Below are 24,312 nucleotides of genomic sequence, written 5' to 3' on the forward strand. Positions count from 1 at the left end.
TTTTATTGCGCAAAACATTTTACTAATCGACTGTAGGGACAACGCGTTTTAAAGTTTGTGCGACGCCTTTTTCTTGATCATCATATACATATGAACCATTCGTGTGACGGTCTGTACGCCGGTACGCGGCAGGGTAAACCTCAACGAATTCCCCTCGCTCTGTTTCAATGACAAATACGTCATCACTCGCCATGACTCGTTTACAACCAATCACACGGTGAGGGTTATGTTTTAATGTGCGTAACATTGGCGTTCCTCGCCCCGCACGGCTCATCTTTTTAAATTCGGTAATTGCCATCCGCTTCACCGCACCACGATGTGTCGCCAAAAAGAATTCCACTTTGTCATCAAGACTAAACGTAGATGCATCCACAACCACATCATCACCCTGCAAATTAATTGCTTTCACACCTGCGGCCCGCTGACCAACCGGGGAAACGTCTTGTTCAGAAAACCATAGACCATAACCATTTTTTGTCGCGATGAATAACTCTTCTTTCCCAGTCGTTTCAAGCACAGCAATAACCTCATCATCTTCTTTCAAGTTTAAAGCAATCCGTGGCTTTGTGTAGCGTTGCGATTCATACAATGCCAAGGCAGATCGTTTAATCATCCCACCACGTGTGACAAATATTAAGAAAGTCTCTTTTTCAAAATCATCTACCGCCCAAGCATCAATCACTTCATCCTCTGATTCAAGTGGTACCAAATTAGCAATATGTTGCCCGTCTTCCTTCCAACGAATATCTGGGAGTTGATGAATAGGCACATACAGGTAAAACCCTTTTTTTGTAAATAACAGCAATGTGTCGGTCGTATTTGCCTCCCTACAGAAAAGGACGCGGTCGCCCTCTTTCATCCCCGGTGCATCTTTACTACCAGCCGAGTAAGAACGTAGTCCTGTTCGCTTCACATATCCTGCTTCTGTCACAGTAACCCGCACGTTTTCAGATGCAATGAGCATGTCCATATTTACTTGGAGCGTTTCCACCTCGGCTTTAATTTCTGTCCGGCGTGGTGTGACGAATTTTTTCTTTAGTGCTTTCATTTCTTTTGTAATGAGGGCGATCAATTGTTGCTCACTCGCTAAAATTGCTTCAAGCTCGGCAATTTGTGCTGACAACTGTGCCGCTTCCTCTTGTAAAGTGGCAATATCTGTGTTCGTTAAGCGATAAAGTTGCAAATTGACAATCGCTTCTGCTTGCATATCGGTAAAGCCAAATGCCATCATCAAGTTGTCTTTGGCATCTTTCTTATCGCGAGAAGCACGGATCGTGCGGATCACATCATCTAACACGGAAACCGCTTTTATGAGCCCCTCCACAATATGTGCGCGTTTTTTTGCTTTTTCTAGCTCAAACTGGGACCGGCGTGTGAACACTTCTTTTTGATGGGCAATATACACACGCATTAGTGGCAGTAAGCCCATTAACTGTGGTTTCTGGTTATAAATGGCGACCATATTAAAATGGTACGTCATTTGCAAATCTGTATGTTTGAGTAAGTAATGCAAAATCGCTTCACTGTCAGCGTCTCTTTTCAATTCGACCACGATCCGCAAACCCGCGCGGTCCGTTTCATCACGTACTTCGGCGATGCCATCGACCTTTTTGTCAAAACGAATTTCATCCATTTTTTTTACGAGTGACGCTTTGACAATTTCATATGGCAGCTCGGTGATGACAATTTGCTCGCGCCCGCCGCGAACGGTCTCAATCGCTGTTTTCGCTCGGACAACTACTTTTCCTTTGCCTGTCTCATACGCTTGTTTAATACCGTCAGCGCCTTGAACGATACCGCCTGTTGGAAAGTCAGGTCCTTTTACGATCGTTAACATGTCATCCAGTGTCGCGTTCGGCTTCTTCATCAGGAATATGATTCCATCAATGATTTCACCTAAATGGTGGGGTGGGATGTCTGTCGCATAACCAGCTGAAATGCCCGTTGCCCCATTGACGAGTAAATTAGGGAACATCGCCGGCAACACCACAGGTTCAGACGTCGAGTCATCAAAATTCGGTATGTAATCAACGGTTTCTTTCTCTAAATCTCGCATCAACTCCGCGCTAATCGCAGATAAACGTGCTTCCGTATAACGCATCGCGGCCGGGGGGTCTCCATCAATTGAACCGTTGTTGCCGTGCATATCAATGAGTAGTTGCCGCACTTTCCAATCTTGGCTCATCCGTACCATTGCTTCATACACCGGGCTATCACCGTGTGGATGATAATTACCGATCACATTTCCGACTGTTTTTGCGGATTTACGGTACGGCTTATCCGCCGTATTTCCTTCATGGTACATCGCATACAAAATACGACGCTGTACCGGTTTTAAGCCGTCCCGTGCATCTGGCAAAGCGCGCTCTTGAATAATGTATTTGCTATAGCGACTAAAACGATCGCCCATTACATCTTCAAGCGGTAAGTCAAGATACCGATCTGCTTGACCCATCTATTCTTCCTCCCTTACGTGCAAATTCTCGTTTTCTAAAATGTTCATATCGTCAGCTAAGTCAAAAGCAACATGTGATTCAATCCATTTTCGGCGTGGCTCTACTTTGTCACCCATCAATGTTGTCACGTGTTTTTCCGCGCGTGCGATATCTTCTATACGGACGCGAATTAACGTTCTTTCACTCGGATCCATCGTTGTTTCCCATAGTTGGGTCGCATCCATTTCACCAAGTCCTTTGTAGCGTTGCACCGTTGCCCCTTTGCCGACCTTTTTTAATGCTTGTTGCAACTCTTGCTCATCCCACGCATACAACAGTTGCGCCTTTTTGCCGCTGCCTTTACTTACTTTATATAAAGGGGGTAAGGCAATGTACACTTTACCTGCTTCAAACAACGGCTTCATATAACGATAGAAAAATGTGAGTAACAACACTTGAATGTGCGCACCATCTGTATCCGCATCCGTCATAATGACGATTTTGTCATAATTGCAGTCGGCAATATCAAAGTCGGCGCCAACACCGGCACCAATTGTATGAATCATCGTCCGAATTTCTTCGTTCTTCATGATGTCATCAAGTTTCGCCCGCTCCGTATTAATGACTTTTCCTCTAAGCGGCAACACCGCCTGGAACGTCCGGTCACGCCCTTGCTTCGCCGAGCCTCCCGCAGAATCCCCCTCCACAAGGTACAACTCATTTCGCGCGGGGTTGCGCGACTGTGCCGGCGTCAGTTTGCCGCTCAATAACACGTCGCGGCGCTTATTTTTTTTGCCATTACGGGCATCTTCGCGGGCTTTTCTCGCTGCTTCCCGCGCACCTGCTGCTTTCACTGCTTTTTTAATTAATGTTTGTGCGACTGCTGGGTTTTCTTCGAGAAAATAAGACATTTTCTCAGACACAAGCGTCTCTGCCGCTGATCGTGCCTCTGGGGTGCCAAGCTTGCTTTTCGTTTGACCTTCGAATTGCAGCTTCGATTCAGGCACACGAATGGATAAAATGGCCGTCAGCCCTTCGCGAATGTCTGCACCGTCTAAATTTTTATCCTTTTCCTTCAATAATTTAAGCTTTCGCGCATGTTCATTGATGGCGCGTGTCATCGCCGATTTTGTACCAAGCTCATGCGTGCCGCCATCTTTTGTCCGAACATTATTCACAAAGGATAAAACGTTCTCTGTATAAGCATCATGAAACTGAAACGATAAGGACAATTCAATTTCATTGACCACCCCTTCAAATGATACAACTGGATGCAGCGCTTCTTTCCCTTCATTTAAATATTGCACAAACGCTTCTAAGCCCGTTTCATACTGATACGTTTCTTCATATGTTTTACCGACCCGTTCATCTCGTAACGTAATAATGACGCCTTTTAATAAAAAAGCAGCCTCCCTTAAACGTTCCGATAAAGTTTCTATGTTAAAATGAGCGCCTTTAAACATCGCAGTGTCAGGTTTAAAATGGACCGTCGTCCCCGTTTGTCGCGTCGGTCCTTTTTTCTCCAGCGTTGTCACTGGTTTTCCACCTGATTCAAATCGCTGCACATATCGGTGGCCATCACGCTTAATTTCGACTTCTAGCCATTCCGAAAGTGCGTTCACAACAGATGCCCCGACCCCATGAAGACCGCCACTCGTTGCATACCCACCTTGACCAAACTTTCCACCAGCATGCAAAACAGTAAAAATGACTTCTGGTGTTGGTTTGCCAAGTCGATGCATCCCAACAGGCACCCCGCGCCCTTCGTCTTGAACAGACACACTTTCATCTTTATGAATGGTCACTTTAATGGTCGATCCGTAGCCCCCAAGCGCTTCATCCACCGCATTATCCACAATTTCGTAAACAAGATGATGCAAGCCGCGTGCATCGGTAGAACCTATGTACATACCCGGTCGTTTTCTGACGGCTTCCAGGCCTTCTAACACTTGAATCGCGTCTTCATTATACGCGATATTCGTTTTTGTCATCTTCATACCTCCTCTACTCTTTCATAGTGTAACATACTTTGAACGATTAAAAGTCTGTAAAACGCAAGACAGAAAGGAAGACTTCCTACGGTGAGAAAGCCTTCAACTGCTCATTTAAATTTTGCATGCTCCACTTTGATGCAGCGATCCATAATGACTTCAACGCCGTTTTCTTGCAAATAACGATACGCTTCTTCATTTGCGACGCCAAGTTGTGCCCAAAATGTGTCAATGCCCGCTTCGACCGTTTCTTTGGCAATCTCAGGCAAAAACTCGCTTCTTCGAAAAACATTTACCATGTCAACTGGCACATCAATCGCTGTTAAAGACGGGTACGCACGCGCCCCTAGCACTTCGCCTACTTTCGGGTTGACAGGAATGATCGTATAACCGTTTTTTTGCATCGCTTCTGAAACCATATAAGATGTACGTTCAGGATTATCGGAAAGACCGACAACCGCAATTCGTTTTTTCGTCGCTAAAATCTCTTTGATTCGTGTATCTGACGGATTTTGTATCATGATACGTGCCCCTCTCTACCATCTTTTTCTTGTGTTTCAGTGTAGCGAATACACGTAGGCACTGTCAAGAAGGAGATATGAACACAAAACTGACGACAAAAAAAGGTGGTTTTAAAGTCAAATGTCAACTTTAAAACCACCTTTACTTCAATTTTATTCATAACATTAAAATTATTCATTCATTAATTTGTCTGTTTTTCACAACCTTATTGCATATAGTATGGTCCCACATCAGCACCTGTTTTTAAAGACAGCAACTCAGATACCGTCACAAACTCATAGTCCTCCTCTTTTAACTTTGTAAGTAACCGAGGCAATGCATTTGCTGTTGACTCATGAATATCATGCATGAGGACAATTGAGCCATCATGGATTTGTTTCATTACTTCTTTTTTCACCGTTTCTGCATTGCTTTTCCAATCAAATGAATCGACAGACCAAAGTATCGCTGGCATTTCCATATCTTGAAAAAGATTCAGGACATCTTCATTATGTGCACCATATGGGGGGCGTATCGTTTTTGGCTCTTTTCCCGTTGCCTCTTTTATAGAGGTATTTGTCTGTTCAATCTCTTGTCTGGCGTCCGCAAGTGACATTTTTGTCATATTTGGATGATTGACTGTATGATTTCCTACCTCATGTCCATCTTCAGTCACTGCTTTTGCTAGGTCAGGATGTTGTGAAACTTGGGATCCAACCATATAAAATGTTGCTGGTACCTCATGATCTTTTAATGTTTCCAAGACAGACGGTGTCACTGTTGGATGTGGTCCGTCATCAAATGTCAGTGCGACATATTTGCCGTTCGGATCTAGTTCGTCTCTTATCTCTAAGTCCTCTCCCTCTCCTTCTTTCATCACCTCTGTTGCATTCTCTGAAAGAAAGTTACAGGCGGAAACCGTCGCCATGACTATAACGATGATGAACATCATTAGTAATTTTTTTTGCAATTTAATCCCCCTCTGTATTTCTTGTAAAAACCATTGCACAAACATAAGTGTATTGTATGCATAATACATAATCTATTGTATCATGCATTTAATACATTTCAAGAGAAAAATTGTATAAAAATGTCTAAAGTTATGGTTTGTAACATCCTCCCCCATCCATAGTGTGCACACTATATACTACCTTGCATAATATAGAACTATGCGTTATAATAATCCATAGCAAGGTATCATACAATAAACAGTAGTTACCTTCCGTATGAAAGGAGTGTTTTAAACCGTGAATGTACAATTCAAAAAAGGCGTGCTAGAACTATGCGTCCTCGTTTTATTAAACAAACAAGATCATTACGGATACGAACTTGTGCAAAAGATCTCTGCTCAAATTCACATTTCGGAAGGGTCTGTGTATCCATTATTAAGACGACTCACAAAGGACGGTTACTTTACAACGTACTTGAAAGAGTCATCAGAAGGACCTTCCCGTAAATACTATGCACTAACCGATAGCGGGAAAGACCAGTTGCATAAACTCCTATGTGAATGGGAAGCATTCACGACGGGTGTGAATCAATTACTCATGAATGAAGGTGATCAAATTGACTAAGAAGGAATTTCTCCAACAACTAAATATCTCTTTAAAACGACTGCCTGCAGACGAACGTGAAGACATGTTACAAGACTTTGAAGAACATTTTGCGATTGGCTTAGCCGAAGGAAAAAAAGAAGCGGAAATTGCAGCAGCACTCGGCTCACCAAGACAAATCGCCAAAGACGCAGTGGCCTCTTATCATTTACAACAAGCAGGAACAAAAGCGACACCAGGAAACGTGTTTCGTGCGATGTGGGCAATTATTGGTTTAGGCTTTTTTAACCTTGTCATCGTCCTTGGTCCTTTTATTGGCCTAGTCTCGATGATATTCGCAGGTTGGGTTGTTGCTGCATCGTTTATTGCTTCACCGTTCCTTTGGCTCATACAAACCATCCTTTATGCATCTTCTTTTACGATGTTTGAACTGTTCGTTTCCATTGGCCTTTGTGGGCTCGGCATCTTTATCGCACTTGGCATGTTTTATGTAACACGAATATTGAGCAAGTGGTTCGTTCGTTACTTAAAATTTAATGCACGGCTTGTAAAAGGAGGGCTTATCCATGACAATCATTAAAAAGCTAACACTTATCGCTAGTCTTCTGCTCGTTATCGGGCTTATCGGCGGTGTAGTCACTCTTAGCAAAGTCAACAATGCTTGGACAACAGAAGAAACCGTTATTGATGATACATCTTTTCACGCAATTGATCTGACAACGGACAACGCCAAAATTGATGTCCTGCCGACCACAGAGGAGCAAGCGAAGATTGTGATATCAGGTAACGAGCAAAACTATACGCTTTCCTCTCAAGTCCGTCATGACATTTTAGAAATGAAAGTAACCGATCAAAACCGCAAGTGGTTCAACTTATTTCCGACTTCTTATGCCATCACCATCTATTTGCCCGAAAAGCAATATGAATCAATAAAAGTCAACAGCAACAATGGCACCGTTCATGTTCAAGACCTCGATGCCAACATTTTTAGCGCGCAAACAAAAAACGGAGATGTTGTCGTCACAAACATGAAGAGCGCGTCGATTGCCGCTACATCTACAAACGAGGACATTCTCATAGAAAACATTCATGATGCGACCGAAAACATTACAGGCAAAACAACGAATGGAGACATTCTTCTGACAGCGAGTCATGTAGATCGCAACGTTGATCTCTCCACCGTCAATGGGGATATTACTGTAACGGTAGATACAGAACCAACCAGTGCAAACATCACCACTTCTGTCACACATGGGGACGTGACACTTTTTAATCTTGATACGTCAGCAAGAATATTTGGTGGTGGAGAACACACGATTCAACTAGACACCGTCAATGGTGACATTATGGTAGGAAAATAGTCCCCACCTCCAACAAAAAAAGAGATGACTGCATATCCCTCCCTGTGCAGTCATCTTTTTTGTGGTTTCTATATTTTGGAAAGGTTTTTTGCTTGAACTGTATTATGAGCATGATACAATAGGGATCTCTACAATATACGTATTGTAGAAAAAGAGATTCATATCCGAGGGGGAACCAAAAAGATGAGGAAGAAAAAATTATTCATCGTACTAACAATCATGATCACCTTGTTTGCAACAAGTGCGTGGGCCCTGAAGCTTTTTGCAGGCGATACGACGGCGAGTAATATGATAGACAATATCACTCACTCAACTAAGCCCGATTCAGATGAAAAATATATCGCACTAACATTTGATGACGGTCCGCATCCACAATTGACATCATCCATCCTTGACACATTAGCTGAATTTAATATTCCAGCGACATTTTATATGCTCGGAGATAACGTGTCAAAACACCCTGACCTAGCGAAAGCCGTTGCTGATGCTGGACATGAAGTCGGCAATCATTCCGCAAGCCACACAAATATGACCAAAATAGAACTGAAAGAAACGAAAAAAGAGATTGAACAAACAAATGATGCGATTATAGAAGCCACAGGAAAACAACCTGAAACGATTCGTCCACCTTATGGTGCATATAACGACGCGATGTTAAATGTCTTTCAAGATATGAACATGCCCTCAATCCTATGGTCTGTCGATTCGTATGATTGGAAAGGTGATGCTAAAACTGTGAAAAAAGAAGTGTTAAAACAAGTCCATGACGGCGCCATTGTTCTCATGCATGACATTCAATCGGCAACCGCGGAAGCGTTGCCTGACTTGCTCGTAGCATTGAAAGAAAAAGGATATAAATTTGTGACGGTATCTGAGCTGCTCTCTTTAGAAACAGGTGCTGATGTGGGACCATATTATATGAAGAAATCATAAGTAAAAATAACTGCAAATATGTAATATTTCATTTTTTATGGGCGATTGTCTTCTTATTTGAAAAAATATATAAAGATGATGAGAAATTACGGGAACTTTTAAAGGAGAGAAATGACTACGCACAGTCATTTCTCTCCTTGTTTTATTACCAACCAATTGTATCATTGCAAGGCTCTACCTACATATCAGGAGAATAAACCCTCCCTTCCTCAAGGGGCGGCGAATAAATATGGAACGTCGTCACCGGTGACATCGTCACATTTTGCATCATATGAATCATGTCGTTGTGCACGGGAACCATCTCTCCTTGCCTAAAATCTTCTGTCCGATCATACATCAGGGATGCATCGCAACAATCAGAGCGGTACAACACATTTTGCAACTGCCCTTCAACAATATAAACACACCCACTCGATCGTCCATGATCATGAACAGGCGTCTTTGTTAACGGGGGAAAATGCAGGACGAGCACTTCTAGCTCATCCGTCTTGTAAATGACATTTCTACCATATTCCATTTCATCTGGACTTTTCCTATAATGCGCGATCTTTTCGACTGACAAATCGAGTGTCTTTATAATACGAATGAGATCTTGGTGAGACGACACTTGTAAAGATTGAAGCGTTTGCAAAAGAGCCATCATCAAACATCCTTTCATGAATCGATAATTGGAAAGACGTGTTTGCTTGCCGACAGTTGCACTTCCTCTAACTTTACACGCTCATGCTTTCCAGCAATATCTTCTAGTGTAAACGCTCTTTCATTCACCGTCAATGAAAACGCTTCCAAATTATGAACTGGACCCTCAAACAGCTTCTGAAATGACGTTCGATACCTGTAAACCACTGCTTGCAAATAAATTCATCACAATATAAAAAACTGATGAACCCATGAAAGGCTCATCAGACACTATGTTAAAGTGCTTCTTTTATCACTTTCTTACAGTACATCACTGCTAAAATCGCAAATACTGAATAAAGGATGGCGTAAATACCCATGACAACAATCATTGGTGTCCATAGCTCTGTCCCAAAAAAGAACCATCCAGATTTCACCGCAAAATAGCTATGGCTTAGTCCTAAAAGTAAAGGAATACCGAAACAAAACGCTTGCTTCACTTTAATCCCTTTAAGCAAATCACCTTGCGTAAATCCTAGTTTGCGTAAAATCGTGTAACTTCCTTTTTCATCCTCACTTTCATCCATTTGTTTAAAGTAAAGGATACAGCCTGATGTCATGAGGAAGGTGAGACCGAGGAAACCAACGACAAACAATATAAGCCCAGATGATTGTTTTCTCATCTTCTCTACTTCCACTTGGACGTCAGGAGGATAAGTGTCAGCATCACTTTCACTCATAAAAGGCATCTCATGGAGTAAAACGGTTGCTTCTTCTAACTGTTTTTCATCTTTTATATCAATCCCTACATAAGTGGACGATTCAGACTGTAATTCAGGATCAATGTCGTGCATTAATTTCTCAAATATCGTATCGTCGACAATGACCGTCGGACTATTTCTTGTGAAATAAGCAGAAATGATATACTCTTTTCGCAACCCGGTATAATTTAAAGCAAACGTCTCTTCTTTTCCGTGCAATTTAATTGAACCTTTGTCTTGAAGTGGTAGCGTCAACTGAACCATGTCATCATAACCTGTCAAGATCGCTTCTTCTGCACCTATGTCCATATCATCTATCACTGCATCACTGACCACGGACAAAAATTGGGTGTCTGAAACGTCTCCCAAACTTGGGGCAGACCCATCGAGAATATCGGCTACATTCACTTCTAACCGAACAATATCATAGTTTACATCATCATAGCCAATCGCATGAGCGTTTAATGTCTCTTTAAATTTGTCTGCATCCGCCACGTCCACAAACGAAAAATCATTCGGGACAAATTTCTGAGCATCTTTTTCTGCTGAATAATAAGAGATATAGCTTAGCGACAGCAACCCGATGGCAAGGCCTGAAATCGTCGTAATAATTGTGAGCATGAGTGCATTTGACTTCATCCGGAACATAATAGATGATAAGGACATCACGTCCTGAATTCCTAGATGACCATTTTTCTTTTTACGAACGAGGTTAAAAAGAAACGTCACAGACCCTTTATAAAACAAGTATGTTCCAGTAATAACCGATCCAAGAATGAAGAGCATCACGAGAAATAATAGACTCGACAACGTATCTTCAAACATGACTGATGACACAGCGTATCCAACAAGAATGAATATGATTCCTAGAATACCGATGACGATTTCTAGCCACGAAACTCTTTTCACGCGCGCTTCTGATGATGAAATGACGCGAAAGAGCGACAAAATCGTTTGCCGTTTCACAAAGAAATAATTTACAAACAATACGAGCACATAAATGAATGAAAAGACAATGATCGTCTGAGTAAGCGCTGAAAATGAGAATGAAAGTGTGGCAACGGCGTCGATCGCGGTCACTTTAAACAAAATCATCATCATCAGTTTAGAAACTGCAAAGCCGAGGAAGACACCAATTGCCAGTGATCCGAAATAAAGCATACAGTTTTCCGCGCTCAATATCCGGAACACTTTCCCCTTCGTCATCCCAACTAACTGGAATAAACCAATTTCTTTACTACGTCGTTTAATAAAAATGTTATTGGCATACAGCAGAAACGTTGCAACAATAATTACGAGCAATACAGAGGCAGCTTTCATTCCAGCTGAACCTTTCGCCCCTTCTTGAAGTGATTCCATCGCCGGGTCATATTGTAATGTCACAAAAGAGAAATAAAGCGCAACACTAAACATGAGGGTAAAAACGTACAAATAATAGTTCTTCAAGTTTTTCTTAAAGTTTTGTATGATTAGCTCGTTAACGGTCATGAGACACCCCGCCTAACACCGCTTGCGTCTTCATAATATCTTTGAAAAACGTTTGTCTTGTTTCCTCTCCCTTATGAAGCTGTGTGTATATTTGCCCGTCCTGGATAAAGACGATGCGACTGCAATAGCTAGCAGCAACTGGATCGTGTGTCACCATGACGATGGTTGATGCCAATTTCTCATTTAGTTGCTCTAGTTTCCCTAATAAGTCTGAAGCAGATTTTGAATCGAGCGCGCCTGTAGGCTCATCGGCAAAAATAATGCTTGGCTCATGGATGAACGCGCGTGCAGCCGAGGAGCGCTGCTTTTGTCCACCGGAAATTTCGTTTGGGTATTTGTCTTTGATGTCATAAATGCCAAGCTCCTTTGCCACTTGTTCAAACCTTTCCGCGGCAACTTTTCTTGGTAACTTTGTAATGGACAGCGGAAGCAGAATATTCTCTTTCACTGTTAATGTATCAAGCAAGTTATAGTCTTGAAAGATAAATCCTAGATGTTTTTTCCGGAAAGTTGCTAATTCCTTTTCTTTCAGCTCCGTCATTTCCTGGCCTTCAATTTTAATTGAACCACTGCTGAGTGTGTCAATGGAGGACAACACGTTTAATAATGTCGTCTTTCCTGAGCCAGACGCCCCCATAATACTGACGAATTCGCCCTTTTCCACTCGAATGTCAATACCTTTCAATACGTCTTGCTTGTTTAATTTTGTTCCATAACTTTTGAGAATGTTCGTTGCTTCTAATATTGCCATGTTGTTTCACTCCTTTTATTAACTTACCTTTATGATAAAGTGATTTCTCTCCCTTTTCCTGCGAATCAACGAACAAACAGACAAAAACATGTGACATTGTTGTCACATGCCGAGCATACGGACAAATTCGTTCTCTTTTGGAAAGGTTAATGTCACAGTCGTGCCTTGATCGACTTGTGACGTCACATCCATGTGAATCAACAATGGTTTTGCGACACGCTCAGCTAAATATAGCCCCATTCCTGTCGCCGCATGCTCTTGGTGATTTTTTGTCGAAGTAAAACCTTTCTCAAAAATACGTGGGAGGTCTTTTGCATCAATCCCTCTGCCACAATCTATGATTTGAATGACCACCTTCTCAGCCACGATGTCACTTTTAATCATAATATCAGCACCATCACTATACTTGACTGCATTAGACAACAGCTGCCTTAAAATAAATGATAACCACTTTGCGTCCGTTACAACGTTTTTTACATGCAACTGTAAGTCAAAACCAACCTGCTTTTGAATACACCAAGACTGCAATGTTTTAATCTCTTGGTAAAGCACATCTTCTACATCGACTGACTCTACGTAAAGGTCGTTTTCAATAAAAGGAATCCGCTTTTGGTGTAGCTGTTGATCCAATAACAAGTGGATACGTAGCCATTCATAGGTAAGCTGACTTTTGATGGTTTCGTCTTCAACGCGGTCAATGATTAAGTGCATTGCAGTTAAAGGTGTTTTCATCTCATGTATCCACGCCAGAAGATCATCTTTTTCTTGTGTCAACAGTTCTCGATGATGACGCGCTTCGTCTTGGAGCAGGCCGGTTTGTTTGACAATCGTCTCTTCAATCACTTTTTCAAATGGACTCTCCGCCGCAGCAAGATTTGTCACATCTAACCCTTTGTCCCATTCCGCTATTTCCCGATAAAAATGCGTTTCTTTTTTGTAGCGTATCACTAAAAAAATGAGGAAAATGACTGTTGCTAAAAAAACACTATAGAAAATGGGTGCCAATGGAATGGCTTGATCTAAATAAGCAATAAAAACCGTGAAAAACTGCAAAAAGAAGATGGTGAGAATCCAACTACGCCGTTCTTTTAAATAGGTTTTAATCACCGCTAGTTCCTTCTTCCTTCGCCATATACCCTTGACCTACCTTCGTCTCAATGTATGACCCTAAATTAAGCTCGTCCAACCGTTTCCTTAGACGATTGACATTGACCGTCAATGTATTATCGCTAATAAAACGCTCGTCCTCCCATAAACTTTTAATCAATTGTTCACGGGAGACAATTTTATTTTTCCGTTCGATCAACCGTTTTAATATAAAAAATTCGTTTTTAGACAACGCAATCATGCCGTGCTCATTACTGACCGTGTTATTCTCGTAATCAATGGTTGCACCGCACCACGTTTTTAATTGCGTTTGTTCAGTGCTGTAATTATAGACACGGCGAAGGATTGCTTGAATCTTAGCAATGAGGACATCAAAATAAAACGGTTTCTGGACAAAATCGTCCGCCCCAAGTTGCATCGACATAACCATGTCTGTCGGATGGTCACGAGAAGAGAGAAAAATAATTGGTACATTTGAGTGTTGACGAATCATGCGGCACCAATGGAATCCATCAAACTTCGGCAACTGAATATCAATAATGACTAAGTCTGGTCGAATCGCTGTATACTCCTCGATCACTTTTTCAAAATCGGTTACGCCATATACTTCATAAGACCATTGCAAAAGGCGTTCTTTTATTTCACTAAACAACGTTGCGTCGTCTTCAACTAGAAAAATTTTAAACATTTGCTTTCCCCTACCCTTTACGTTCCACAAAATGTTCGATACGGTGGTGCGGTAGCCAGCGGTGGTGCGGTATATACAGTTTTTTCACACGTGTGCGCAAAAGGCGTATCAAGCGCGGCTAGTAACTGCGTCATCACTTGCGTATCGTCCTCTTCAACCGCTGCTTTGAGCGCGGCTTCAACTTGGTGATTACGCGGAATGACCGCGGGGTTGCTTTGCTTCATTAAGCGTTCAATGTCAGCGGCAGACGCTTGTTCTCTCTCTAACCGTGTTTGCCAACGCGCGTACCATTCTTTGAATGCCGGCTGGTTATCCAAGTTTGCTTCGTTTACGTCGTCTAATGTTAAAGCACGAAATGTATTTGTAAAGTCGGCTTCATGTTTTTGCATAAGCGTAAGCAACTCGTTGATCAGTGCCCGATCTTCTTTTTCTTCACGTAATAAACCAAGCTTCGCCCTCATTCCAGTGAGCCACTGCGCTTCAAACGCTTCGGCATAACGGGAAATCTCAGCTTCAGCGCGCTTGACTGCTTCATCCTGATCTTCATGTAACAATGGCAACAGCGCCTCCGCAAAACGAGCAAGGTTCCACGCGCCAATTTGCGGTTGATTCCCATATGCATAACGCCCATGCACATCAATCGAACTAAACACCGTTGCTGAGTCATACGTGTCCATGAACGCGCACGGTCCATAGTCAATGGTCTCGCCACTAATTGTCATGTTATCAGTGTTCATGACACCATGAATAAAGCCTACGAGCTGCCATTTCGCAATGAGCGCTGCTTGGCGCTTGCACACCGCTTGTAATAAAGCGAGATAGCGTTGTTCATCCGCTGCTTCAATTTCAGGAAAATGCCGCGTCAATGCGTAATCTGCAAGTGTGCGTAAGTCGTCGATTGTGCCAACTTGTGCGACAAACTGAAACGTCCCGACCCGTAAATGACTTTGCGCCACCCGGGTGAGCACCGCCCCTGGTAACATCGCTTCCCGCACGACATCCTCACCCGTTGTCACGACAGCTAAACTCCGCGTCGTCGGAATGCCAAGCGCGTGCATCGCCTCACTAATAATATATTCGCGTAACATCGGCCCAAGCGTTGCCCGTCCATCTCCTCTGCGAGAATAAGGCGTTCGCCCTGCTCCTTTCAGTTGAACATCCACCCGTTCTCCTGCCGACGTCATTTGCTCACCAAGTAAGATTGCGCGCCCATCACCTAGCATCGTCAAATGGCCAAATTGATGCCCGGCGTACGCTTGTGCAAGTGGCGCCGCACCTTGCGGAAGCGTATTGCCCGCAAAAATTTCGGCACCAGCCTGATGCTGTAAGGCTTCCTTGTTCAATCCAAGTGATGTCGCCAACGATTCATTGAACGCGACAAGTTTTGGCGCCTTTACAGGGGTCGGATCAACTTTTTCAAACAACAAATGTGGTAATCGTGCATAACTATTATCAAAATTCCAGCCTGCTTCCGTCATCTTCCTGCTTTCTGTCATATCAGTCTCCTTTTTCTGAGAAAATCCGTTTTCATGTATCGTTAGTATACCACTTGCACCCCACAAAATAACAGAAAACAGCCAAGAAGGATCTTATCCTGCTTGGCTCTCTTCAACTAGTATAGACTTGACGCACTTCACACACTGCATGTATACTTAAATTACATATAGCGTATGATGATAAAGACCGCAGGTGCTCGTAACACACCCACGGTCGCGAGTAACTGGATTCCCTTTAAGAGGGACAGCCAATGTAAGCAGATGCAAACCACCCTACCAAGCATGGCAGCGCTTAAGGGTGGTTATTTGTCTTTTGACAAATGGATGATCGATACAATCAAACCCGTGAATGCGATGAGTAGCATTAGCGCTTGAAATGTCGTCATCATGCAACACCTCCCTTCTACAGGAAGTGCTGTCCACCCTTAAAAATCCAATTACTGCATGACAATCATAACACACTGAAACATTTTTTGACAATACATAACAAGCAACCGCTTTCTCTCCTCTGTCACTTTCCTACACCGACTATGTAGACAAAAAGTCCGCAATCACTCGCAAAGATTCATCTTCATGCACCATCACTTGAAAATGCTCGTCTACATCCGCACGCGCAACAATACATACGCCCTTTTCTTGCAGGGCACGAATTGTCAATCCTTGCTCTAAGATGCTCCATTCTTCTCGTTTCACGTGTATAAGACCTTTTACTTCACTTGAAGGTGTGATACCCTCCAAGTCAGCGTCGGCTAAATAAAGCACATAATGCGTATATGCCCCACATGGCAACCCTTCCCGATACGGTTTGTGTGGATACTTATTTTTTCTAAACTGCACAAGAAATGGCGCAAGCTCATCCTCGCACTGTACTTGCATGAAATTATTCGTATCTAAATCATGCAAATATGTCGTTGATGAATGTTTCAGTCGAACAGCCACACCGACTTCCTCTAAAGCCTCGCGCATCGCACATTGGACGACCGTTTCTCCGACTTCTTGCCCACCGCCAACGCCACCAATCCGGTAATAACCTGCTCGATTTGTTGTGTTGATGGTAGCGATCAGGCGGTGCTCCGAGTCTTGGAGAATCACCCCTGCACAAAATGGCTGCTCCTCTGTAAGACTTGCGACATTGATTGTTTTCATTGCTCGCCCCCTATCAATACTTACTTAAAATTCCTCCCGCAAAATCGCATAGAAATATTCATCCCACCAGCCGCCTTCATGGGGAATACATTTCTTAAAAAACCCTTCCCGGCGCATTCCGATTTTTTCCATTATTTTATATGAAGGGTGATTTTCTGGTTGACAAGTTGCAATAATGCGGTGAGCTTTTAAATAGGTAAATACATAGTTAACAAATGCTTGTGCTGCTTCGGTCGCAAAACCTTGTCCGTAAAATTCCGGATGAAAAACCCAACCGATTTCATAGGTGTGTTCCCCGAAACATTTGAAAAAATCGATATGACCAATTAAACGTGGCTGTCCTTTTAAAAACACCGCAAATTTTGTTGCTTGTTTGGGGCAACTTTGCTTTTCAACAAATTCTTTCGCCATTTCTTTTGTGAAAACCCCTTCTGGAATGTATGTCATGACTTCAGACAAAGAGGTGTACTCGTATAATTGCACTGAATCATTGTAAGTAAAATTACGTATGGACAATCTATCTGTTTGTAAATTTATTTTCATCCGTTTTTCTTCCCCAATCTACGCGTCTCGAAGATCCCTTACATAAACGTCCAGCACCGTCACCTTGCCGTTTTCCTCTTCTCTTACCTCGCGTTCATAAACAAAGTTCAACTTTTGTAACACTTTGATTGAATTGATATTTTCTCGTTCTACTTTTGCTTCCACCCGTTTGACGTGCAAATGATCACGGGCATCGGTCATTAGTGCATCAATTGCCTCAGGTGCATACCCGTGTCCCCAATGTTCTTTTGCGAATTCATAACCAATTTCCACTTTCCCCTGCGCCACGTCGATCTCGTTGTACCCACAAGAACCAATCACTTCCTTTGTTGGGGCTTTCCATACCGTATAGCGCAAAGCTCGTTTTTGCTCCGACAAGCTCCTTAAAAAAGCAATCATTTCTTCGGCTTGAGACACATCAGCAAATGCATCCACATTCATAAATTTGGTCACATCTGGATCTGACCAAATTTCAAATAACGCCGGCGCATCTTCAAGTTGCATTTCTCTTAACTGTAATCGTTTTGTTTGGATATCTTGGTTCAATGGTCATACCTCCTCAAGCGCTTTCATTGCAATCATATCATAATACAACACCGAAACAAGCCCCCTTAACTTCCCTTTATTTTCATCACAAAAAAACCACCGACAATCATGGCCATCCCGACCGCTGTTCGCCAATTTGGGACTTCCTTTAAAAAGATCCATCCTAATAACACGCACACGGAAATTTCAATCGCTTTGGATAATGTTAAAGACAAAGTCAGTTGCTGCAACACATCATACGCTTTCTTTACGCCAAAGCCAATCATTAAGTTCGCCGCTAACATGAGCGGAACAAGTTTTACTTGGTACCATAATGTTGTTAGGAAAACCGGCTCGATATGCTTTGCTTGATAGGCAAAAATAGCATTGATGATGAAAAGCCCTCCAAACAATAACCCGATTGCAGCAAACATCATTGCTCTATCCCCCTCATATCTGTCTCACTGTTATTTTTCCATCAGGAAACTTTTTTATCCTAGGGCAAAAAAATGTGTACCCTTTGCGATATGAAAGGACTTACGGTATGATAAAGAAAATCATTGGCGAGGAGCGTTGTGATGAAGTTTCGCGCACTTACCCTTTTACTGTTAGGCAGCCTCATCGTTACAAGTTGCAACACGGATCATAAACAGTCCACACAACCTGAAGAGACTAAAGAAGTGAAGCATACAACGACTACAGGAAAAATAGAACACTTATTTTTACGCGCAGAAGATATTGACCTCACGCCTTTTAACGATGAACCAAGCGAATGGGGTGAAACCGTCACAGGTGTGAAAACCAAGCTTGCCACTACAGACCAAGTCATTGCGCTGACATTTGATGCATGTGGCGGGGAGTACGGGAGCGATGTAGACGAAGTACTCCTTGATTTTTTACTGGACGAACAAATCCCAGCTACTTTATTTGTGAATGAACGATGGATCGACCACAATTATGAACGTTTTTTGGCGCTTGCTGCGGACCCACTGTTTCAAATCGAAAACCACGGCACCGCCCACAAACCGCTATCTGTCACAGGACAATCAGAATGGGGTATCACCGGGACGGCTTCTATTACGGAAGCTTTTTTCGAAGTAGCACAAAACCATAATCGGATTGTATCAGAAACCGGTCGTGCGCCAACCGCCTTTCGCTCAGGTACCGCTTATTATGATGACGTTTCTGTGAAGATGGTGACTTCACTCGGATTAAACGTCGTCAACTACAATGTGCTCGGTGACGCTGGTGCCACTTATTCGGCAGCGCAAGTCCAAGAGGCATTGCGCGATGCTACACCCGGTTCCATTGCGCTTCTTCACATGAACCAACCAAAAAGCGGTACGGCCGAGGGCGTAAAAGCCGCTGTTTCGTTATTGAAAGAACGCGGATTTTCTTTCGTCTTATTAGCAGACTACCCGTTGGAATGAAATACAGCTGTACATCCAGACGGGCGTCTTTATTTACTCACACAAAATGAATGATGACTCATTCATATCATGCTCACTTTTTCAATCGGAGGTGCTCACGTTGTTTTTACATAAAAAGATGGTTCAAGGTCAAATTGGCGATGTACAATACGCTAACGGCATCATTCAGTTCCAAGCAGTCAAGCTCAACGTCCATGCTTTCGTCATAGACGGAATTGCGATTGATACAGGTGCTCACTCACTCGTTAAGCAGTTCCTACAGTTTTTCTCCACACAATCAGTGAACGCCGTTTATTGTACACATGTGCACGAAGACCATACCGGTTGTGCCGCAGCGCTGCAAAAGCAATATGACCTGCCCATTTATTTAGACGGTTTGTCGGTTGGTGAAGCGCGTAAAAAAGGGAAATATCCTTTATACCGACAACTTTTCTGGGGCAGAAGAAAAGCTTTCATTGCTAGCCCACTACCTGAAACATTTCAATCACGCACATTCGAGTGGAGGAGTATCTTCACACCCGGCCATGCGGCTGACCATACTGCATTTTTAAATACATCAACGGGGCAACTCTTTTCCGGTGACTTGTTTATTCAAGCACGCACAAAAGTCATCATGGACACAGAATCCATCCCGCAAATTATTCGCTCACTAGAACATGTCCTAAGTTATGATTTTGAAGAAGTATTTTGTAGTCACGCAGGACATCTCCCGAATGGGAAAGAACAACTACGTGCTAAGCGAGATTATTTGTGTAGTTTGACAGAAGAAGTGACGGATTTACATGAAAAAGGGCTAACAAACAAAGAAATCGAGCACAAACTGTTCCCCCGCGTATACCCGATTACACGTTTCTCTTCCGGTCAATGGCATACAAAGCATATTATTACGTCGATTTTAGGGGAGAAATAACAGCGTGAACACCGGCAGCACTCGGTGTTCACGCTCCTTTTCATTCGTGTATCCATTCAATCCCAATCACAACAAATGTCTCTTTTGTCTCTCGTAATGCGTTTATTCCTTCATCTGTATACCAACCTGAGTGTATGCCTTCGTATGAAGACCACAAAAACAATGGGGATTTTTCCGCATCCGGATCCAGCCCTCCCGCAGTTGCATAAGTGACAAATATCTCGTTACTGTAAGGAAGTGTTTCAAGAGATTCAAAGCCAGCTGTGCCATCATTATCTACTGTATGCGTAAAAAAAGAAAAAGAAAGATCTTCGCCCGCAGGTACTTTCGCAAATTTATACGCAAAATGGCGCTCTGTTGCCGGATCCACACTTTCATATAAACTTCTTGATTCATTTTCGTTTAATTCACCATTCTCGTATATATCGAGATACACATTTATGCCCTTCACTGTTTCTTTCAAATGAGCTGTCTTAAAAGCAACTGCGCCATCTAAACCGATCATCAACAAACGTTGTTCTTTCTCACTCCAGTTAATCGGCTCAAGCACTGACTTGCTTTGTAAACACCCACTAACGAACAAAAGACTTGCGACAAACATTGAATATACTGCGATCCGTTTCATAATAAACCCCTTTAATATTCAGTTTTGCATGTATTTTACCATAGTAGACCTATAAGAGTATAAAAGTAAGAGGGTTTTTAGGTGACCGAAGTGCTAGGGGAGGAAAATAAAACGCTTCTTCCGACGCAGCGCTAAACCTCGATGTACTCGAGTAAATACAACTTTGCAGCAGACCGGTAGCTTATCAAACCACGATCTACTGCAAGTTGTATTTCACTTAGCTCGTAAAAGCAGCTGCACCTGTTTGGAAGCCCGATTGACCAATGGACTGTCCACCATCAATTGTAATACATGTGCCATTAATATAAGATCCTTGCTCGGACATTAAGTAAGAGGTTAAGTTAGCGACTTCCTCACCTTTTCCAAAACGGTGCATTGGGATGCTCTTTAACGCCATTTTGTGTGCTTTCTCGCTTTGGATAAGTTTTTCTACGCCACCCGTCTCTTCAATTGGACCGGGTGCAATGGCGTTAAAACGAATACCATAGCGACTGCCCCATTCGACCGCAAGCGTTTTTGTCATTGCAAGCACGCCTGCTTTTGCACTAGCAGAGTGGACAACACCAGGTCCGCCTGTCCATGCATACGTCGCGACAATGTTGACGATAGAGCCTGGTTGTTTTGTTTCAATCCAATGTTGTCCAACCGCTTGTGTCATGTGCCATGTACCGTTCAAGACGATGTCAACAACTGCATTCCAACCATTCAGACTCAAATCCTCAGCTGGACAGAGGAAGTTGCCCGCTGCATTATTGACGACACCTGTAATGCCACCAAATTTACTCACGACGTCGGCAATCATGTTTTTAACACCTTCGTCATCACGTACATCGACAGAATATGTCGCAATTTGCCCCTCGAATGTTTCTAATTCCTGCTTTGTTTTTAATAATTTTTCCTCGTCTCGCGCACAAACAACAACGTAAGCGCCTTCATTCGCAAATTGCTTCACCATTGATTTCCCCATACCACTGCTGCCACCAGTAACAATTATAACTTTTTTATCCATGATATATATCCACCCTTCTCCAATGTTTCCTCTCGCATATGACTCCTCCTCCCCATTATGCATAATTTTTGCCATAAATGAAAGGGGTTTCATTTATTTTGTTTAGAAAACTTTTTTCTGGTCACTTTTTTGTACTTACTACATTGAAACGATGTGACTATTAGAAACTTTTCTTGGGATTTTTTATGCATATTTACTACATGACTGGTCAAACTACCTGTGAGCGCTAGAGAGATTAGCCCTGAAATTCACCTTAAGAATAATGAGAAGGAGCGATCGTCACATGGTGTCGTTTTTTATTCACGCCTTCGTTTCTATCTTTGCAATTATGAATCCAATTGGGAACATTCCTGTTTTTCTTGGCTTAGCAGGAGATCAGACTAATATGGAACGACGGAAAACGGTTCTGAAAGCGGTCCTCGTTGCTTTTGTCATTTTGACTATTTTTTTGTTGCTTGGACAATTCGTTTTTAAACTATTTGGTATTACAATTGATGCGCTAAGAATAGCCGGTGGCATCATCTTATTTGGCATTGGCTATCATCTCGTTTTAGCAAAGAGGACATCAAGTCACTCATTGCACGACAAGGAGCAATCTGAAGGAGAAGACAAAGGTGATATTTCCATCTCTCCACTTGGTACCCCATTGATCGCTGGACCTGGCACAATTGCAGCGGTCATGAGCTTGACATCTAGTCAGAATAACCGTTGGATGCATGTCGGTGTAACATTCTTTGCGTTTACTGCTGTCTTATTTATCACGTTTATCGTTCTCATGTTGGCCAATTGGATTCAAGGGAAAATCGGGCATACTGGACTGGCAGTCATCACACGCCTCATGGGACTCATTTTAACAGCCATTGCCATCGAAATGATTGTCCTTGGCGTTGTCGAAGCCTTCCCGATTGTACATAGACGGATGGCTGCTTAATCTCTCGCAAAAAATGGTTGCCTATTGCCTTCCTTTCATTTAGAATATATCCATCGTATGAGCGATACCTTTCATTCATACGATGGCATCCAAAACATCATTGAAAGAAGGCATGTAATGATGGGAAAGTTTCTACGGAAATCTCTTTCTAAAGAAAAGACACTTCATTTTAATCCGCCTCAAATCCTCGCACTGAGCTTTTTTGCTTTTATCGTTATTGGAACGTTCTTATTAAAACTACCGTTTGCCGCTACAACACACATCTCATGGATAGATGCTTTTTTCACCGCAACCTCTGCCATTACGGTAACGGGACTTGCTGTTGTTGATACTGGACTTGATTATACTGTATTTGGACAAGTTGTCATCATGATTTTAATCCAACTTGGCGGATTAGGGCTGATGACTTTTGCTGTATTAATCGTCATGATGTTAGGAAAAAAAGTTGGCTTACACCAGCGCCTGCTCATTCAAGAGGCAATGAATCAAACGTCACTTGGAGGATTAATCCGGCTTGTTCGGGTTTTACTCATTTTTACAATTGCAATGGAAACAATCTCAGTTCTTTTATTATCCATTCGATGGGTACCTGAATTTGGTTGGCAGGAAGGTATATACCAAAGTTTATTTCATACAATCTCTGCGTTTAACAATGCCGGGTTTTCCCTTTGGTCTGACGGACTCTCTGCTTATGTCGGTGATCCGATTGTCAATCTTGTTATTACCATTCTTTTTATTACTGGTGGGATTGGATTTACTGTTTTGGCCGATCTTTGGTATAAACGAACGTTTCACGCACTCTCTTTACATACAAAGATCATGCTCATCGGGACGTTTGCCCTCAATGTGATTGCATTCCTTGTTATTTTCATATTGGAATATACAAACCCAAATACACTTGGGCATCTGTCAAGTGTAGAAAAAGTTTGGGGCGCTTATTTTCAAGCGGTCACCCCTCGAACAGCGGGGTTCAATACATTGGACATCGCAAGTATGACAACACCATCTATTCTATTCATTTTGCTGCTCATGTTTATTGGTGCTGGTAGCGCGTCGACAGCAAGTGGCGTGAAATTAACTACTTTCTTCGTAATCATCTTAGCAGCATGGTCTTTCCTAAGAAGAAGAGCTGAGCCCGTTATTTTTTCACGAACGATTAAACTGAACACCATTTTAAGAGCATTTGCGATCATCGTCATTAGTATGATCGTTATTGTTGTCACACTGTTTATTCTCACCATTACTGAAGATGCACCGTTTATGATGATTGTCTTTGAAGTCTTCTCTGCCTTTGGCACAGTCGGTTTGTCCATGGGGCTTACAGACCAACTTTCAATTATAGGTAAGTGTGTCATCATTGTCGTCATGTTTATTGGCAGAATCGGACCACTGACAATCGCCTTTACGCTAGCAACACCTAAAAGATCTAATGTGCGTTACCCTGAAGAAGACGTTTTTACTGGGTAACCGATTGCTTTTATAAAAAGTGTTCGATCCTCTTCAAGAGAGG

At 42.6% G+C, this 24,312-nt stretch carries 26 protein-coding genes; 8 read left to right on the plus strand and 18 right to left on the minus strand.

Features of this window, described 5'->3' with window-relative positions:
* Positions 1-22 precede the first annotated feature (22 nt).
* From parC to BLT29_RS04135, 4 genes are all read right to left on the minus strand, one after another.
* On the minus strand, positions 23-2,455 hold the full coding sequence (gene parC / locus BLT29_RS04120; RefSeq protein WP_090775050.1) for a DNA topoisomerase IV subunit A: 2,433 nt from the start codon (positions 2,453-2,455) through the stop codon (positions 23-25).
* Positions 2,456-4,426, minus strand: a complete 1,971-nt coding sequence (parE, locus tag BLT29_RS04125) for a DNA topoisomerase IV subunit B (RefSeq protein ID WP_090775051.1) — start codon at positions 4,424-4,426, stop codon at positions 2,456-2,458.
* 110 nt (positions 4,427-4,536) lie between these two features.
* The gene (locus BLT29_RS04130) at positions 4,537-4,950 is read right to left on the minus strand and encodes a CoA-binding protein (RefSeq protein WP_090775052.1); all 414 of its coding nucleotides are present in this window, start codon (positions 4,948-4,950) and stop codon (positions 4,537-4,539) included.
* A gap of 203 nt (positions 4,951-5,153) precedes the next feature.
* Complete coding sequence (locus BLT29_RS04135) at positions 5,154-5,897, minus strand: polysaccharide deacetylase family protein (protein ID WP_176763792.1); 744 nt, start codon at positions 5,895-5,897, stop codon at positions 5,154-5,156.
* A gap of 277 nt (positions 5,898-6,174) precedes the next feature.
* Between BLT29_RS04135 and BLT29_RS04140 the strand changes: the two genes are divergently transcribed.
* The 4 genes from BLT29_RS04140 to BLT29_RS04155 all read left to right on the plus strand — a co-directional run bounded on the left by BLT29_RS04140 (position 6,175) and on the right by BLT29_RS04155 (position 8,774).
* Positions 6,175-6,501 carry a PadR family transcriptional regulator gene (locus BLT29_RS04140; protein WP_090775054.1) on the plus strand — a complete coding sequence of 109 codons (327 nt, stop codon included), beginning with the start codon at positions 6,175-6,177 and terminating at the stop codon, positions 6,499-6,501.
* Positions 6,494-7,060 carry a DUF1700 domain-containing protein gene (locus BLT29_RS04145; protein WP_090775055.1) on the plus strand — a complete coding sequence of 189 codons (567 nt, stop codon included), beginning with the start codon at positions 6,494-6,496 and terminating at the stop codon, positions 7,058-7,060. Before BLT29_RS04140 ends, BLT29_RS04145 begins: the two co-directional genes overlap by 8 nt.
* The gene (locus BLT29_RS04150) at positions 7,047-7,841 is read left to right on the plus strand and encodes a DUF4097 family beta strand repeat-containing protein (RefSeq protein ID WP_090775056.1); all 795 of its coding nucleotides are present in this window, start codon (positions 7,047-7,049) and stop codon (positions 7,839-7,841) included. The genes BLT29_RS04145 and BLT29_RS04150 overlap by 14 nt, the downstream gene beginning before the upstream one ends.
* Before the next feature lie 183 nt (positions 7,842-8,024).
* The gene (locus BLT29_RS04155; RefSeq protein ID WP_090775057.1) at positions 8,025-8,774 is read left to right on the plus strand and encodes a polysaccharide deacetylase family protein; all 750 of its coding nucleotides are present in this window, start codon (positions 8,025-8,027) and stop codon (positions 8,772-8,774) included.
* 178 nt (positions 8,775-8,952) lie between these two features.
* Here BLT29_RS04155 and BLT29_RS04160 read toward each other — a convergent pair whose 3' ends face one another.
* The 12 genes from BLT29_RS04160 to BLT29_RS04205 form a co-directional block, all read right to left on the minus strand.
* Entirely contained in the window at positions 8,953-9,414 is a 462-nt protein-coding gene (locus BLT29_RS04160) for a cysteine dioxygenase (protein ID WP_176763793.1), read from the minus strand.
* Between the two features lie 14 nt (positions 9,415-9,428).
* Positions 9,429-9,629, minus strand: a complete 201-nt coding sequence (locus BLT29_RS13055) for a hypothetical protein (RefSeq protein ID WP_141769842.1) — start codon at positions 9,627-9,629, stop codon at positions 9,429-9,431.
* Positions 9,630-9,688: 59 nt separating this feature from the next.
* The gene (locus BLT29_RS04165) at positions 9,689-11,641 is read right to left on the minus strand and encodes an FtsX-like permease family protein (protein WP_090775059.1); all 1,953 of its coding nucleotides are present in this window, start codon (positions 11,639-11,641) and stop codon (positions 9,689-9,691) included.
* Positions 11,631-12,392 (minus strand): ABC transporter ATP-binding protein, encoded by a 762-nt coding sequence (locus BLT29_RS04170; protein ID WP_090775060.1) that lies wholly within the window; start codon positions 12,390-12,392, stop codon positions 11,631-11,633. The genes BLT29_RS04165 and BLT29_RS04170 overlap by 11 nt, the downstream gene beginning before the upstream one ends.
* Positions 12,393-12,494: 102 nt before the next feature.
* Complete coding sequence (locus BLT29_RS04175; protein ID WP_090775061.1) at positions 12,495-13,499, minus strand: sensor histidine kinase; 1,005 nt, start codon at positions 13,497-13,499, stop codon at positions 12,495-12,497.
* Entirely contained in the window at positions 13,492-14,187 is a 696-nt protein-coding gene (locus BLT29_RS04180; protein WP_090775062.1) for a response regulator transcription factor, read from the minus strand. Before BLT29_RS04180 ends, BLT29_RS04175 begins: the two co-directional genes overlap by 8 nt.
* 17 nt (positions 14,188-14,204) lie before the next feature.
* On the minus strand, positions 14,205-15,683 hold the full coding sequence (locus BLT29_RS04185; RefSeq protein WP_090775063.1) for a protein adenylyltransferase SelO: 1,479 nt from the start codon (positions 15,681-15,683) through the stop codon (positions 14,205-14,207).
* Positions 15,684-15,985: 302 nt separating this feature from the next.
* Positions 15,986-16,072, minus strand: coding sequence for a putative holin-like toxin (locus tag BLT29_RS14005; protein ID WP_367576279.1), 87 nt, complete (start codon positions 16,070-16,072; stop codon positions 15,986-15,988).
* A 139-nt stretch (positions 16,073-16,211) separates the two neighbouring features.
* On the minus strand, positions 16,212-16,829 hold the full coding sequence (locus BLT29_RS04190) for an NUDIX domain-containing protein (RefSeq protein ID WP_090775064.1): 618 nt from the start codon (positions 16,827-16,829) through the stop codon (positions 16,212-16,214).
* Between the two features lie 24 nt (positions 16,830-16,853).
* Positions 16,854-17,366 (minus strand): GNAT family N-acetyltransferase, encoded by a 513-nt coding sequence (locus BLT29_RS04195; RefSeq protein WP_090775132.1) that lies wholly within the window; start codon positions 17,364-17,366, stop codon positions 16,854-16,856.
* Positions 17,367-17,390: 24 nt separating this feature from the next.
* On the minus strand, positions 17,391-17,918 hold the full coding sequence (locus BLT29_RS04200) for a GNAT family N-acetyltransferase (protein WP_090775065.1): 528 nt from the start codon (positions 17,916-17,918) through the stop codon (positions 17,391-17,393).
* Positions 17,919-17,983: 65 nt separating this feature from the next.
* Entirely contained in the window at positions 17,984-18,334 is a 351-nt protein-coding gene (locus tag BLT29_RS04205; RefSeq protein ID WP_090775066.1) for a hypothetical protein, read from the minus strand.
* Positions 18,335-18,475: 141 nt separating this feature from the next.
* Between BLT29_RS04205 and BLT29_RS04210 the strand changes: the two genes are divergently transcribed.
* Together BLT29_RS04210 and BLT29_RS04215 are read left to right on the plus strand one after the other, a co-directional pair.
* On the plus strand, positions 18,476-19,327 hold the full coding sequence (locus BLT29_RS04210; RefSeq protein ID WP_090775067.1) for a polysaccharide deacetylase family protein: 852 nt from the start codon (positions 18,476-18,478) through the stop codon (positions 19,325-19,327).
* Between the two features lie 91 nt (positions 19,328-19,418).
* Entirely contained in the window at positions 19,419-20,237 is an 819-nt protein-coding gene (locus BLT29_RS04215) for an MBL fold metallo-hydrolase (RefSeq protein WP_367576278.1), read from the plus strand.
* 40 nt (positions 20,238-20,277) lie between these two features.
* On the opposite strand, the gene BLT29_RS04220 is transcribed toward BLT29_RS04215, so the two are convergent.
* Both BLT29_RS04220 and fadH read right to left on the minus strand, forming a co-directional pair.
* Positions 20,278-20,862 carry a hypothetical protein gene (locus tag BLT29_RS04220; RefSeq protein ID WP_090775068.1) on the minus strand — a complete coding sequence of 195 codons (585 nt, stop codon included), beginning with the start codon at positions 20,860-20,862 and terminating at the stop codon, positions 20,278-20,280.
* Positions 20,863-21,079: 217 nt separating this feature from the next.
* A complete protein-coding gene (gene fadH, locus BLT29_RS04225) occupies positions 21,080-21,871 on the minus strand; it encodes a 2,4-dienoyl-CoA reductase (RefSeq protein ID WP_090775069.1) in 792 nt (263 codons plus the stop codon).
* A gap of 283 nt (positions 21,872-22,154) precedes the next feature.
* On the opposite strand from fadH, the gene BLT29_RS04230 reads away from it, so the two are divergent.
* Positions 22,155-22,802, plus strand: coding sequence for a MarC family protein (locus BLT29_RS04230; protein WP_176763794.1), 648 nt, complete (start codon positions 22,155-22,157; stop codon positions 22,800-22,802).
* 120 nt (positions 22,803-22,922) lie between these two features.
* Positions 22,923-24,269 (plus strand): TrkH family potassium uptake protein, encoded by a 1,347-nt coding sequence (locus tag BLT29_RS04235; RefSeq protein WP_090775071.1) that lies wholly within the window; start codon positions 22,923-22,925, stop codon positions 24,267-24,269.
* Positions 24,270-24,312: the final 43 nt, after the last annotated feature.

The organism is Shouchella lonarensis (assembly GCF_900096965.1).
Lineage (GTDB): Bacteria > Bacillota > Bacilli > Bacillales > Bacillaceae_D > Shouchella > Shouchella lonarensis.